11 protein-coding genes are annotated in these 13,284 nt (G+C 73.8%); 10 read left to right on the top strand and 1 reads right to left on the bottom strand.

What is annotated here, in order from left to right; all coding sequences use genetic code 11:
- The first annotated feature begins 217 nt into the window (after positions 1-217).
- The 10 genes from BM242_RS19415 (at position 218) to BM242_RS19460 (ending at position 11,212) form a co-directional block, all read left to right on the top strand.
- Positions 218-1,081: a hypothetical protein gene (locus BM242_RS19415; protein WP_093840147.1), complete on the top strand. Its 864-nt coding sequence runs from the start codon at positions 218-220 to the stop codon at positions 1,079-1,081.
- A gap of 110 nt (positions 1,082-1,191) precedes the next feature.
- Positions 1,192-2,001, top strand: coding sequence for a YcnI family copper-binding membrane protein (locus BM242_RS19420; protein ID WP_093840148.1), 810 nt, complete (start codon positions 1,192-1,194; stop codon positions 1,999-2,001).
- A gap of 108 nt (positions 2,002-2,109) precedes the next feature.
- Positions 2,110-2,793 (top strand): SCO family protein, encoded by a 684-nt coding sequence (locus BM242_RS19425; RefSeq protein ID WP_093840149.1) that lies wholly within the window; start codon positions 2,110-2,112, stop codon positions 2,791-2,793.
- The gene (locus tag BM242_RS19430) at positions 2,790-3,293 is read left to right on the top strand and encodes a copper chaperone PCu(A)C (RefSeq protein ID WP_093840150.1); all 504 of its coding nucleotides are present in this window, start codon (positions 2,790-2,792) and stop codon (positions 3,291-3,293) included. Before BM242_RS19425 ends, BM242_RS19430 begins: the two co-directional genes overlap by 4 nt.
- Positions 3,294-3,321: 28 nt before the next feature.
- Complete coding sequence (locus BM242_RS19435; RefSeq protein ID WP_093840151.1) at positions 3,322-5,310, top strand: copper resistance CopC/CopD family protein; 1,989 nt, start codon at positions 3,322-3,324, stop codon at positions 5,308-5,310.
- A 55-nt stretch (positions 5,311-5,365) separates the two neighbouring features.
- Positions 5,366-6,724, top strand: coding sequence for an iron uptake transporter deferrochelatase/peroxidase subunit (efeB, locus tag BM242_RS19440; protein WP_093840152.1), 1,359 nt, complete (start codon positions 5,366-5,368; stop codon positions 6,722-6,724).
- Positions 6,725-6,767: 43 nt separating this feature from the next.
- A complete protein-coding gene (gene pheA / locus BM242_RS19445) occupies positions 6,768-7,715 on the top strand; it encodes a prephenate dehydratase (RefSeq protein WP_093840153.1) in 948 nt (315 codons plus the stop codon).
- 443 nt (positions 7,716-8,158) lie between these two features.
- Positions 8,159-9,439, top strand: a complete 1,281-nt coding sequence (gene serS, locus BM242_RS19450; RefSeq protein WP_093840273.1) for a serine--tRNA ligase — start codon at positions 8,159-8,161, stop codon at positions 9,437-9,439.
- On the top strand, positions 9,436-10,299 hold the full coding sequence (locus BM242_RS19455; protein ID WP_093840154.1) for an HAD family hydrolase: 864 nt from the start codon (positions 9,436-9,438) through the stop codon (positions 10,297-10,299). Before serS ends, BM242_RS19455 begins: the two co-directional genes overlap by 4 nt.
- A 199-nt stretch (positions 10,300-10,498) precedes the next feature.
- Positions 10,499-11,212 (top strand): hypothetical protein, encoded by a 714-nt coding sequence (locus BM242_RS19460; protein WP_093840155.1) that lies wholly within the window; start codon positions 10,499-10,501, stop codon positions 11,210-11,212.
- 230 nt (positions 11,213-11,442) lie between these two features.
- On the opposite strand, the gene BM242_RS19465 is transcribed toward BM242_RS19460, so the two are convergent.
- A complete protein-coding gene (locus tag BM242_RS19465; RefSeq protein ID WP_093840274.1) occupies positions 11,443-13,260 on the bottom strand; it encodes an SDR family oxidoreductase in 1,818 nt (605 codons plus the stop codon).
- Positions 13,261-13,284 lie beyond the last annotated feature (24 nt).

Genomic DNA, 13,284 nt, shown 5'->3' on the forward strand with positions numbered 1-13,284 from the left:
CCCGTTTGCCACGGCTTGGCATACCCCTAGGTATTGCCGAGCGGACGCCGGGTAAGCACACCAGTGGCTGAACACCGCCCGATCGGCGGATGTGCGGAGGGTGAAACTCGATATAGCAGGGGTGGACGTGACGGGAAGGGTCGCACTTTGTGCGGATTCGATAGGAACGGGAGCCGTCCTCCCCCGTCCCCGGCTCCGATGAGATGATGGCGCAGCCATGCCTGCCGCCGTTGATCTGCGCCTGCTGCGGGCCGCGGTCTTCGCCGCGGCCTGTGTCGCGCTCGCCGCGGCGGGGCACATCGGCGCCGCCGGGCCGGGCGTGACGCCCGCCGCCCTGGTGGCCGGCTGGCTGGCCGTACTGGCGGTCACCGCGCCGCTGACCGGGCGGGAACGGGTCTCACTGCCGGCCATGGCCGGGCTGCTGGCCGTCTGCCAGATCCTGCTGCACTGCCTCTTCGCCCTGGGCCGCCCGGACGGGGGTCATGGCGGCGGCCACGGCAACGGCTCCGCACAGGGTGCGCTGGCACTGGCCGGCAGGCTGCTCTGCGCCGACCGGACCACCCCGCTGACCACGGCCGAGGCCGAGCGGGTACTGCGCGATGCCGGCCTCGCGCCGCTGCCGCTCCCGCCCGGCGGCACGGTTGGCACGGTTGGCACGGTTGGCACGGTTGGCACGGAAACCGGTTCGGTGTGGTGTCTGGGAGAGATGCTGCGCCAACTGGCCGAGGGGCCCATGCTGCTGGGCCACCTGCTGGCGGCGCTGGCCACGGGCTGGCTGCTGCTGCGGGGCGAGGCCGCACTGTGGCGGCTGGTCCGGCTCTCCCACTCGGCGCGGGCCCGGACACCGCTGCCGCTGCCGCGCCCGCTCCGGCTGGCGCTGGCCCTGGCGGGGCGGCTCGGCGGGGCCGGGCGACTGCCGGAGCCGGTGGTGCCCCGCCCGCGCCGCCGCGCGGAGACCCGCTGTCCCGCCGGTACCTCTCTGCTGGCCGAGGCGGTGACCCGGCGCGGCCCGCCGTTTCACGTGGAACCACCCCACCGCGAGCCCCGGCAAACGGCCGGCGGGCTCGCTCTCGCGGCATAGCGCACCGCACCGGACCGGGCTCGACGAGCCGGAGGGCACCTGACGGCCGGGCGGGGTGGCGCTGCGCCGTGCAACCCCCATTCGACCGTCACCGTGGAGTGATTCCTGTCATGAGCCGTACCCTGACGCGCTTCCGCACCGCCGCTGTGCTGGCGGCCTGCACCGGCGCCGCCCTGCTGGCCGGCGCCGTTCCGGCCTCCGCCCATGTCACCGTCGACCCCAGGGAGGTCCCGGCCGGCGGCTACAGCACCATCAATGTCAAGGTCCCCAATGAGCGGGACAACGCCTCCACCATCAAGGTCGAGCTGTTCCTCGACCCGGAGCAGCCGGTGGCCTCCGCCATGCCCCAGCCGGTGCCGGGCTGGGAGATCGAGGTGGAGATCACCGAGCTGGAGGAGCCGCTGGAGGTGCACGGCAACCAGATCACCGAGGCACCCAGCAAGATCATCTGGAGCGGTGGAGAGATCCAGCCCGGGATGTTCCAGCAGTTCCCCGTCTCGCTCGGCCGGCTCCCGGAGGACGCCGGGCAGCTCGTTTTCAAGGCGATCCAGACCTATGACAACGACGAGATCGTCCGCTGGATCGACGAGCCGTCCGAGGACGCCGAGCACCCGGCCGCCGTGCTCACCCTGACCCCCGCCGCCGAGGACGGTCACGGCAGCGCCTCCGCCGACGAGGACGAGGAGGCGGAGACCGCCGCCCAGACGGACGGTTCCGGCGAGGAAGGCGAGGGTGCCGGCGACGGCGACGCGGGTTCCCCGGCATCCTCGGAGACGTCGGAGACGTCGGCCGCCTCCGACTCCGGGGACTCCGCCGACACCGCCGCCCGGGTGCTGGCGGTCCTCGGTCTGCTGGTGGGTGCCGCGGGCGTCACGCTGGCGCTGCTCGCCGGCCGCCGCCGGACCACCGCCGGCTCCTGAGGCCACCGGTCTCCTCCCGTATCCGGACCTTCCCGCCGAGGCGGGTGGGGCGGCGCCCGACCGCCGCCCCACCCGCCCGGCCGCCCCGACCCACAGAAAGAACCACCCATGAACCACCGTCGCGTCGGCATGGCTCTGACCGCCGCCGCAACCGCCCTGCTGCTGGCCGCCTGCGGATCGTCGTCCTCCTCCGGCTCCGCGGACGGCGGCCACCCGGAGCACGGCGACGAACCCGTGGCCGAAATCTCCGGCGGGCAGTCGCCGGAGGAGGCCACCGTGCTCAGCCGGCCCTGGGACAAGCCCGATGTGGTGCTCACCGACACCGAGGGCCGGCCCTTCGACCTGGCCGCCGAGACCGACGGCCACGCCACCCTGATCTACTTCGGGTACACCCACTGCCCCGATGTCTGTCCGCTCACCATGAGCAATATCGCGCTGGGCGCCTATGGGCTGTCCGAGGAGCAGCGCGACAAGCTCCGGGTCATCATGATCACCTCGGACCCGGAGCGGGACACACCCGAGTCCCTGGGCGAATGGCTGGCCGCCCAGGACGCCGACTTCATCGGGCTGACCGGCGAGTTCACCACCATCCAGGAGACCGCCCGGAGCCTCGGCGTGGCCCTGGAGGAGCCCTATGTGGACGACAACGGCGACATCGTCTCCACGCACGGTGCCCAGGTGATCGCCTTCCTGCCGACCGATGACCGGGCTCATGTCATCTACACCGAGGGTGTGACCGCGGAGACCTTCGAGCGGGACCTGCCCAAGCTGATCGAGGGAGAGCTGCCATGAGGCGGCGGGGCTGGGCCGGGCCGGCGGCCCTGCTGCTGGCCCTCGCACCGACCGCCGCCGCCTGCGCCGACGGCGACGGCGACGGGGGCGGGGGCGGGGGCGGGCCCGAGCTGACGGTGGCCGACGCCTTTGTGCCGCAGCCGGTCAATGACGACCTGGCGGCCGGCTTCCTCACCGTGCGGAACACCGGGGACGCCGACGACGCCCTGGTCTCCGCCACCACCCCGGCGGCGGCCTCGGTGGAGCTGCACAGGACCGTGGACAACGCCATGCGGCAGGTGGACTCGCTGCCCGTGCCGGCCGGCGGGACGCTGGAACTGCGGCGGGGCGGCGACCACTTGATGCTGGTCGATCTGTCCACCACGCTCACCGAGGGGGACACGGTCACCCTCGAACTGCGCTTCCGGACCTCGGACCCGCTCACCGTGGAGGTGCCGGTGGAGTCCGCCACCCATACCGGGCAGGACACCGGCCAGGACACCGGTCACGGCGACCACTGACCGGCGACCCGAAACGAACGGAGACACCATGCGCTCCCTCGCCACGGCCCCGCGCCTGCTGGCGACGGCCCTCGCCGCCGTCGCCCTGCTGCTGCTCGGCGCGCCCTCCGCCGCCGCGCACGCCTCGCTGAGCGGCAGCGACCCGGAGGACGGGGCCGTGGTGCCGCAGGCCCCCGCCGAGGTCCGGCTCACCTTCACCGAGGAGGTGGCGGTCTCCGCCGAGTCCGTCCGCGTCCTGGACCCGGACGGCAACCGGGCCGACCCCGGCGCGGCGCCGGGCCGCGTCCCCGGCGAGGGCTTCACCTATGCCGTTCCGCTCCTCGACGGCCTGGGCGACGGCACCTACACCGTGGTCTGGCAGGTGGTCTCCGCCGACAGTCACCCGATCTCCGGCGCCTTCACCTTCTCCATCGGTGCCGCCTCGGAACGTGCCGCCGAGGTGACCGTTCCCGAGCCGGGCGGCGGCACGGTGGGCCTGCTGTACGACACCGCGCGGTATGCCGCCTACACCGGTTTTCTGCTGCTCCTCGGCGGCAGCGTCTTCGTGCTGGCCTGCTGGCCGGCCGCGGCCCGGGTCCGGGTGGTGCAGCGGCTGGTGGTCACCGGCTGGAGCATCCTCACCGCCGCCACCATCGCCCTGCTGTGGCTGCGACACCCCTACACCACCGGCGGCGGGCCGGCCGACGCCGCCAGCCTCAGCGGTCTGCAGGCGGTGCTGGAGACCAAGACCGGCACCGCGCTGGCGTCCCGGCTGATCCTGCTCGCCGCCGCCGGGCTGTTCATCGCCGTGCTCTTCGGCACCTATGCCCGGCTCAACTCCGCCGGGACGGGAGCCCCGGGCCGGGGGGACGAGAAGGGCGACGCCACCGCCGCGCGCCGCCGGGATCTGCGGTTCGGGCTGGTGGCGGGCGGCGGCATCCTGGCCATCGGCATCGCCGCCACCTGGTCGCTGTCCGAGCATGCCTCCACCGGCCCGCAACGGGCGCTGGCCGTCCCGGCCGATCTGCTCCATCTGCTGGCCGTCGCGGTCTGGCTGGGCGGGCTGGCCACCCTGCTGCTGCTGCTCCGCCGGACCCGCCCGGTGCCCGGCGAGGCGGTCCGCCGCTTCTCCGCGCTGGCCTTCGGCAGCGTGCTGGTCCTGGCGGCCACCGGTCTCTACCAGTCCTGGCGCCAGGTCCGAAGCTGGGAGGGGCTGACCGGCACCGAGTACGGCACGCTGCTGCTGCTCAAGACCGGGCTGGTGGCTCTGCTGCTGGCCGTTGCCTGGCTCTCCCGCCGCTGGACCGCCCGGCTGGCCGACGGCAGCCGCCCGGCGCAGCCGGACCCGGACACCGAACCGGCGGACGCGGACCCGGACGGGGACGCGGACGGGGACGCGGACGCGGGCGGCGGCGGGGGCGCCGTCGCGGTCACCCCCGAGCGGGCCGCCCAGCTCGCCCGGCAGCAGGCCGCCGTCCGCGAGGCGCGGCGCCGCAAGGTGCTCGCCGCCGACCCGGTGCGCGCCGGGCTGCGCCGCTCGGTCCGCACCGAGGCGTTGATCGCGGTGGTGGTGCTGGCCGTCACGACCGTGCTCACCGGTACCGCGCCCGCCCGTACGGAGACCGCCGGCCCGGACGGCAATCCGCCGTCCGCCGCCGGGCCGGCCGGGGACTCCCCGGCGGCCGGGCTCAGCCTCAGCTACTGGGCGTACTTCGACACCGGCGGCCCGGACGGCGCGGGCAACGCCCGGATCGAGCTGGATTCCGCCGCCGCCGGGGACAACGGCCTGCTGGTCGCCTTCACCGACGAGTCGGGAGAACCCCTGCGGGTGGCGGAGGTGCGCGCCGCCTTCACCCTGCCCGCCGAGGAGGTGGGGCCGCTTCGCCACGCCGCCGAGCGCAGCGCCGAGGCCGGCCCCGAGACCTGGACCGTGGAGGAGCTGGTACTCCCCCGTCCCGGAGAATGGGAGCTGGACCTCACCATCCGTACCTCGGAAATCGACCAGGTCACCGTCACCCTGACCTTCCCGCTGGGCTGACCGGAGCCCGTACCGACCCCCGTACCGATCCCTTGGAAACACCACGGCTCACCGCATGACCGACACCTCGCAGACAGCCGACACCACCGCCGGAACCGACACCGCCGGGGCGCCGGAGGCCGGTTCCGGCGGCCCCAGCCGCCGCGGGCTGCTCACCGCCACCGCCGCCGGCGGGGGCGCCGGGCTGGCGCTGGGCGCCGCCTCCGGAGCCCTGGCCGCCCGCGCCACCGCGACCACCCCCACCCCGCTGAGCGAGCTGGGGGCCGCCCGCGTTCCCTTCCACGGCCGCCACCAGCCGGGCATTCTCACCCCGGCGCAGAGCCATGGCCTGCTGCTCGCCTTCGACCTGGCCCCCGGCGTCGGCCGGCGGCAGGCCGCCGCCCTGCTGCGCCGCTGGTCGGAGACGGCCCGCATGCTGATGGACGGCCGCACCCCGGAGCAGGACACCGGCATCGCCCTGGACGCCGGCCCGTCCTCGCTGACCGTCACCTTCGGCTTCGGCGCCGGCTTCTTCGAGGCCACCGGTCTGACCGCCGCCCGTCCGGCCGCGCTGGACCCGCTGCCCCCGTTCTCCGCCGACGAGCTCGATCCGGACCGCTCGGACGGCCATCTGTGGGTGCAGATCGGCGCGGACGACGGCCTGGTCGCCTTCCACGCGCTGCGCGCCCTGCAGCGCGACGCCGCGGAGACGGCACGGCTGCGCTGGCAGCAGTCCGGCTTCAACCGCACCCCGGGCGCCACCGCCCGCCCGGCCACCGCCCGCAATCTGATGGGCCAGATCGACGGCACCAACAACCCCCGCCCGGGGGACCCGGACTTCGACGCCCGGATCTTCGTCCCCGGCGGCAGCGGCGGCAGCGGGGGCAGCGGCGGCAGCGGGGGCAGCGGGGGCAGCGGGGGCAGTGGCGACCATCCCGGCTGGATGGCCGGCGGCTCCTACGCCGTCGTGCGCCGCATCCGGATGCTGCTGGACGACTGGGAGCGGCAGCCGCTCGACGTGCAGGAACGCGTCATCGGCCGCCGCAAGGCGGACGGCGCGCCGCTCACCGGCGGCACCGAGACCACCCCGGTGGACCTGGCCGCCACCGGTGGCGACGGCCGCCCGGTGATCGCCGCCAACGCGCATGTGCGGGTGGCCGCCCCGGACAGCAACGGCGGCGCCGCCATGCTGCGCCGCGGCTTCTCCTACCACGACGGGCTCCGGGACGACGGTGCCCCGGACGCCGGTCTCCTCTTCATCTGCTGGCAGGCCGATCCGCGCCGGGCCTTTGTCCCGGTGCAGCGCAAGCTGGACCGGGGCGACGCGCTCTCCGCCTTCGTCCGCCACGAGGGGTCCGCGGTGTTCGCCGTGCCGCCCGGCGCGCCCGAGGGCGGCTGGGTCGGCCAGCAGTTGCTGGACGGGTTCGAAGGGTGAGACCGACGCCGTCCGGGTCGGCGGGAGGACTACCGTGGGGCTCATGACGTCCAGCCGTTACGCCTATCTCGGCCCCGAGGGAACCTTCACCGAAGCCGCGCTGCGCACCCTGCCGGAGGCCGCCACCCGGGAACTGGTGCCCATGATCTCGGTCCCGGCCGCGCTGGACGCGGTGCGCCAGGGCGAGGCGGCGGCGGCGCTGGTGCCGATCGAGAACTCGGTGGAGGGCGGGGTGCTGGCCACCGTGGACGAGCTGGCCTCCGGCCGGCCGTTGATGATCTACCGCGAGGTGCTGCTGCCGATCACCTTCTCGCTGCTGGTCCGGCCGGGCACCACACTGGACCAGGTCAAGACGGTGACCGGGCACCCGGTGGCCCAGGCCCAGGTGCGGCGCTGGCTGGTGAGCCATCTGCCGGACGCCCAGTGGGAGTCGGCGGCCTCCAATGCGGACGGCGCGCGGCTGGTGCAGGAGGGCCGGTACGACGCGGCCTTCGCCGGGGAGTTCGCGGCCCCCAAGTACGGGCTGGAGCCGCTGTTCAGCGACATTCACGACGCACCGAACGCCACCACCCGGTTCGTGCTGGTGGGCCGGCCGGCCCGGCCCGCCGCGCGCACCGGCGCGGACAAGACCTCGGTGGCGCTGTGGCTGCGCTCGGACCGCCCGGGTGCCCTGCTGGAACTGCTCCAGGAGTACATGGCGTGCGGGGTCAACCTGATGCGCATCGAGTCCCGGCCGACGGGCGAGGGCATCGGGCGGTACTGCTTCCAGGTGGACTGCGAGGGCCATATCACCGACCGGCGGGTCGGGGAGGCGCTGATGGGGCTGCGGCGGCTGTGCGCCTCGGTGCGTTTCCTGGGGTCCTATCCGCGGGCGGACGGTGTGCGGCCGACGCCGGAGGCCGGGACCACGGACGCGGATTTCCTGGCCGCGGCGGACTGGCTGAACCGCTGCCTGGACGGCCGGCCGGCCGAGTCCGAGGACGGCCGCTGAGCGTCCCCGGCTGTTTCCGAACGCCCCGTTTCCGGTTCTCCACAGGGGTGTGCGGTTATCCACAGGTCGTCTGACGGCCTGTGAATAACCCGGAAGATCAAATCGGGCATTACTCGTAAATAACAACAGAACGCTGAGAGGCGCCCACGGAGTGACGCATCCTGTTCTGTCGCCCCAATTCACTTGATCATCTGCTTTGATTCGGGCAATTCCCGCCAAAACAAATCGTTGCCGCCGCGACCAAAGCCGTATCGGCCACTGTCCGGCCCCCGCGTCAGGCCGCTGACCCGGGGTTCTGCGCTATCCACAGGCTGTCCACAGGGCACCTCCGCACCCTGTGGATAACTCTGTGGATTCCGCGGTGGACGCGAGGCGCACCGCTCCCGGCGCTGTCCGGACAATCGGCTCGTGAGCGCCCGGCCGCGGGCGGTAGCCTGGTGCCCGTGATTGACCTTCGCCTGCTCCGTGAGGACCCCGACCGAGTCCGCGCCTCCCAGCGCGCCCGTGGCGAGGACGCCGGCCTGGTGGACGCGCTGCTCTCCGCCGACGAGCGCCGGCGGTCGTCCGCCGCCCGCTTCGACGAGCTGCGCGCCGAACAGAAGCAGCTCGGCAAGCTCGTCTCCCGCGCCTCGGGCGAGGAGAAGGCGGAGCTGCTGAAGCAGGCGGGCGAACTGTCCGCCGCGGTCAAGGCCGCCGACGCGGAGCAGAACGCCGCCGCCGCCGAGACCCAGGAGCTGCTGCGCGGCCTGGGCAATCTGGTGCACCGGGACGTCCCGGTCGGCGGCGAGGAGGACTTCGCCCTGCTGCAGACGCACGGCACCATCCGTGACTTCGCGGCCGAGGGCTTCGCCCCCAGGGACCATCTGGAGCTCGGCCAGATGCTGGGCGCCATCGACACCGAGCGGGGCGCCAAGGTCTCCGGCGCCCGCTTCTACTTCCTCACCGGCATCGGCGCCCTGCTGGAGCTGGCCCTGGTCAACGCCGCCATCGCGCAGGCCACGGCGGCCGGATTCACCCCCATGCTGACCCCGGCCCTGGTCAAGCCGCAGGCCATGGAGGGCACCGGCTTCCTCGGCCAGGCCGCGGCCGATGTCTACCAGCTCGAACGGGACGATCTCTATCTGGTCGGCACCTCCGAGGTGCCGCTGGCCGGATACCACATGGACGAGATCATCGAGGCCGGCCGGCTGCCGCTGCGCTACGCCGGATTCTCGCCCTGCTTCCGCCGCGAGGCCGGCTCCTACGGCAAGGACACCCGCGGCATCTTCCGGGTCCACCAGTTCGACAAGGTGGAGATGTTCTGCTACGTCGCCCCGGAGGAGGCCGAGGCGGAGCACGCCCGGCTGCTGGAGTGGGAGAAGCAGTGGCTGACCGGCCTGGAGCTGCCGTTCCGGGTGATCGACGTGGCCACCGGCGATCTGGGCGCCTCCGCCTCCCGGAAGTACGACTGCGAGGCATGGATCCCCACCCAGGGCAAGTACCGGGAGCTGACCTCCGCCTCCAACTGCACGGAGTTCCAGGCCCGCCGGCTGTCCATCCGGATGCGCGGCACGGACGGCCGGACCAGGCCGCTGGCCACGCTCAACGGCACGCTCTGCGCGGTGCCGCGGACCATCGTCGCCCTGCTGGAGAACCACCAGCAGGCGGACGGTTCGGTCCGCGTCCCCGAGCTGCTGCGTCCCCACCTCGGCGGGCGTGAACTCCTCGAACCCGTCCGGAAATGAGCGCCGTCGGCATAACCGGGCGGGCCCTGCCGCCGTCCGGGTTTCCCTATCGCCTGGTCGCCACCGATCTGGACGGCACGCTGCTGCGCTCCGACGGCACGGTCTCCCCGCGCACCCGCAAGGCGCTGGCCGCGGCGCGGGAGGCGGGCGCCGCGCACATCGTGGTCACCGGGCGGGGCGTGGGCTGGACCCGCCATGTGCTGGACGACCTGGGCTACGAAGGGCTCGCGGTGTGCGGGCAGGGCGGTCAGGTGTACCACGCGGGCGAGCACCGGCTGCTGACCTCGGTCACCCTGGACCGGGCGGTGGCCCGGCGGGCTGTGGAAACCCTGGAGGCCGAGCTGGGCCGGCTGTGGGTGGCGGCCGGCCGGGACGGCCTGGAGGGCGATGTCATCGTCGATCCCGCCGGTTTCCGCGTCCCGGCCCCGGACGACACCAGCCCGCTGAAGGCGATCGCCTTCACCGACCGCGCGGAGCTGTGGGCCGAGCCGCTGCTCAAGCTCTACATCCGCCATCCCGCGCTGAGCGACGACGAGCTCACCGCGGCGGCCGCCCGGCTGGTCGACGGCTCGGTCGGGGTGGTCATGGCCGGCCCGGCGACGGTCGAGCTGCTGCCGCTCGGGCTGACCAAGGCCACCGGCCTGTCGGTGGCCGCCCGCCGTCTGGGGGTACGCGGCGAGGACGCCATCGCCTTCGGCGACATGCCCAACGATCTGCCGATGTTCGCCTGGGCCGCACACAGCGTCGCCATGGGCAACGCCCACGAGGACGTGCTGGCCGCCGCCGACGAGACCACCGCCGATCACAATTCCGACGGCATCGCCCTGGTCCTCGAACGCCTTATCACCCAACTCGGGTAACCGTACGCTTTTCGCCTCGTTCTCCGGTATATCCGCGGAGACGCGCCGATGCGCGCTTTGCGACGAGAGCTTCCCCTTTGGCGCTGGTGAACCGCGTACGGCAGTGAGCTGCGGATGGGCCTGCCGGAGCCCTCGCTGCTCCCGACCGCACAAGCGGCTCCGCCTCCCTCGTTCCGCACCAGCACCAGGAGGCATCGCCATGCCCCACGAAATCGCCCTGACCGAATCCCGCACCCTGCGGGAGAGCGTCATGGACCGCGTCGAAGTCCTCGACAAGGTCAAGGCCCTCACCCTCCTCCCGGACGGCATCCACCTCACCACCGAGGGCGTCGCCGCGTACTTCGAAATCCACAAGGAGGCCGTGCACAGTGTCGTGCGGCGCCATCGAGAGGAGCTCTCACTGAACGGCATGGTCAGTGTTCAGGGCTCTGACCTGGCTGCTTTGAGAACGGTCAATCTGACCATCCGCTCCGCTGAGCGCTCGCTCACTTTTCCACAGACCCAGGGCAAGGTGAGGCTCTTCACCCGGCGGACCGTGCTCAACGTGGCGATGCTGCTGCGGGACAGCGACATCGCCCGGCGGGTGCGGAGCCATCTGCTGGATGCCGAGGAGTCCTTCCGCGGGCAGCACCAGGGGCCGTCGGCGGAGGAGTTCGCCGCGCTGGACGCGCGGCTGTGCCGGGTGGAGGCCCGGGTGGCCGAGGTCGGCGCCGTGTTGCAGGAGCTGGGGCCGCTGCTCAACCGGATCATGGACCGGCTGGACCGCGTGGAGCGCCGGGTGGACGCCACCAACCGGGTGCTCGCGGCACTGGCCGACCGGGTGCACCGGCTCGGTGCGGACGTCCGGCGGCTCGACCACCGGGTCGGCCGGATCGAGCAGACCCTACGCCGGCAGGCGCTGCGAGAGAGCTGAACCGGTTGCCCGCCGGCCGTGCCGCCCGCCGTCCCGCCTCCGGCGAGGCACGCGGGCGGGACGGAGGCCGCTGCGGCGCTGTGCGTCCGGCCGGGGGGGTGTGGGGGTGATGGGGCGCCCGGGGGTTGAACCTTTCGGGGATTTATCCACAAAGCGAGACCGCCTGTGGATGAGCGCTGTGGACAACTCGGTTGTCCGCCAGTGGGTTTCGGGCCGCCCGGCGCCAGCGGTCAGGAGCCCGGCTTGATGCGGGCCAGGGCGCGGCGGGCGCGCGGCGAGACGCGGCCCAGCACGCGCAGCACCCGCGCCTCCGTCGTCACCGGCACCACCGCCGCGTTGTCGAGCACCGCCCGCAGAATGGCGGTGGCCACCTTCTCCGGCGGGTAGTTGCGCCGCTCGTACAGCCGGGAGACCTCCTCCCGGCGGCGGGCCTCCTCCGCCTCGTCCGTCCCGGCGAAGCGGGTGGTGCGGGTGATGCCGGTGCGCACGATGCCCGGGCAGACGGCGCTCACCCCGATGCCGTGCTCGGCCAGCTCCCCCCGCAGGCACTCGCTCAGCATCAGCACCCCGGCCTTGGAGGTGGAGTACGCCGGAGTGGAACGGGAGGGCTGGTAGGCGGCGAGCGAGGCCACATTGACGATATGGCCGCCCTCGCCCCGCTCCGCCATCTGGCGGCCGAACAGCCGGCAGCCGTGGATGACGCCCCACAGATTGACGTCCAGCACCCGCCGCCACTCCTCGGCCGTGGTGGCCAGGAACGGGCCGGCCAGCCCGACGCCCGCGTTGTTGACGAGGATGTCCGGCGCACCGTGCCGCTCCGCGACCTCGGCCGCCAGCTTCTCCATCGCGGCCTCGTCACCGACGTCCACCGGGTGTGCCCAGGCGTCGGGTGCGCCCAGCCGCCGGGCCGCCGCCGCGGTGCGGGCGGCGCCCTCGCCGTCCCGGTCCACCGCGATCACCCGGGCGCCGGCCCGGGCAAAGGCATGTGCGGTGGCCCGGCCGATGCCGCCGGCCGCGCCCGTGACCAGCACCAGTTGCCCGCCGAGCCGTTCCGTCCAGCGGTTGCCGGCCCGGCGGGCGGGCGCCGCGGCGACGGTCCGGGCCTTGTTCTCGGCCTTGCTCTCGGCCTCGGCCTTGTTCTCGGCCTCGATCTCGTCGGCGAAGCCGGCCACCAGCCGGGCGATCCGCTCCGGACGGCTGCGCGGCGCCCAGTGCCCGCCCGGCACGGAACGGCGCACCAGCCGGGGCACCCACTCCTCCAGCCCTTCGTGCAGCCGGGGCGAGACATAGGGGTCGTCGGTGGGCTGGATCACCTGCACCGGCGCGTGCGCACGGGTGGCCGGCCGGGGGTCGCGCAGCCGGGGGCGCACATTGTCGCGGTAGAGCCACAGCCCGTGCGCGGCGTCGCGGCGCAGCGAGCCGGTGGGGTAGCCGTCCGCGGGCAGGTGCTCCATCCGGCGCAGCAGCGCGGGGAAGACCGCGCCGACCGGGCCCCGCCAGGCCAGTTCGGGCAGCAGCGGAAGCTGGAACAGGCCGATGTACCAGGAGCGCGCGCCCTGGGCGAGAAGCTGGGCGAGATTGCGCGGGGTGGGGTGCAGGGCGCGGCGCCTGAGCCACCTGCCGAGGTGGTCCAGGCAGGGCCCGGAGAGCGAGGTGAAGCCGGCGATCCGGCCGTGGGTGCGGGCCGCGGTGGTGAATTCCCAGCCCTGCACCGAGCCCCAGTCGTGGCCGACCAGATGCACCGCCCGGCCGGGGGCCAGGGCGTCGGTCACGGCCAGGAAGTCCTCGGTCAGCTTCTCCAGGGTGAAGCCGCCGCGCAGCGGGCGCGGGGCCCGGGAGCGGCCGTGTCCGCGTACGTCGTAGGCGATGACGTGGAAGCGCGGGGCCAGGCGGCGCGCCACCGCGTCCCAGACCTCCTTGGTGTCCGGATAGCCGTGCAGCAGAACGACGGTGGGGCGGTCGGCGGCGGCGGTTCCGTACTCGGCGGCGCACAGGGTGAGGCCGTCCCCGGTGCGGATGTGGTGCTCGGCCGGCGCCTGCTGGGCCATGTCCACCGTGGTCCACCGTCCCGT

Origin of the sequence: Streptomyces aidingensis (assembly GCF_900112355.1) — a bacterium.
In the GTDB taxonomy this organism is placed as follows: Bacteria; Actinomycetota; Actinomycetes; order Streptomycetales; family Streptomycetaceae; genus Streptomyces; species Streptomyces aidingensis.

What these genes read in the sequence shown, in the direction of transcription:
- BM242_RS19415 (WP_093840147.1), top strand. Translation starts at nt 218, where the DNA reads ATGCCTGCCGCCGTTGATCTGCGCCTGCTGCGGGCCGCGGTCTTCGCC.
- pheA (WP_093840153.1), top strand. Translation starts at nt 6,768, where the DNA reads ATGACGTCCAGCCGTTACGCCTATCTCGGCCCCGAGGGAACCTTCACC.
- BM242_RS19465 (WP_093840274.1), bottom strand. Translation starts at nt 13,260, where the DNA reads ATGGCCCAGCAGGCGCCGGCCGAGCACCACATCCGCACCGGGGACGGC.
- BM242_RS19420 (WP_093840148.1), top strand. Translation starts at nt 1,192, where the DNA reads ATGAGCCGTACCCTGACGCGCTTCCGCACCGCCGCTGTGCTGGCGGCC.
- efeB (WP_093840152.1), top strand. Translation starts at nt 5,366, where the DNA reads ATGACCGACACCTCGCAGACAGCCGACACCACCGCCGGAACCGACACC.
- BM242_RS19435 (WP_093840151.1), top strand. Translation starts at nt 3,322, where the DNA reads ATGCGCTCCCTCGCCACGGCCCCGCGCCTGCTGGCGACGGCCCTCGCC.
- BM242_RS19455 (WP_093840154.1), top strand. Translation starts at nt 9,436, where the DNA reads ATGAGCGCCGTCGGCATAACCGGGCGGGCCCTGCCGCCGTCCGGGTTT.
- BM242_RS19430 (WP_093840150.1), top strand. Translation starts at nt 2,790, where the DNA reads ATGAGGCGGCGGGGCTGGGCCGGGCCGGCGGCCCTGCTGCTGGCCCTC.
- BM242_RS19460 (WP_093840155.1), top strand. Translation starts at nt 10,499, where the DNA reads ATGCCCCACGAAATCGCCCTGACCGAATCCCGCACCCTGCGGGAGAGC.
- BM242_RS19425 (WP_093840149.1), top strand. Translation starts at nt 2,110, where the DNA reads ATGAACCACCGTCGCGTCGGCATGGCTCTGACCGCCGCCGCAACCGCC.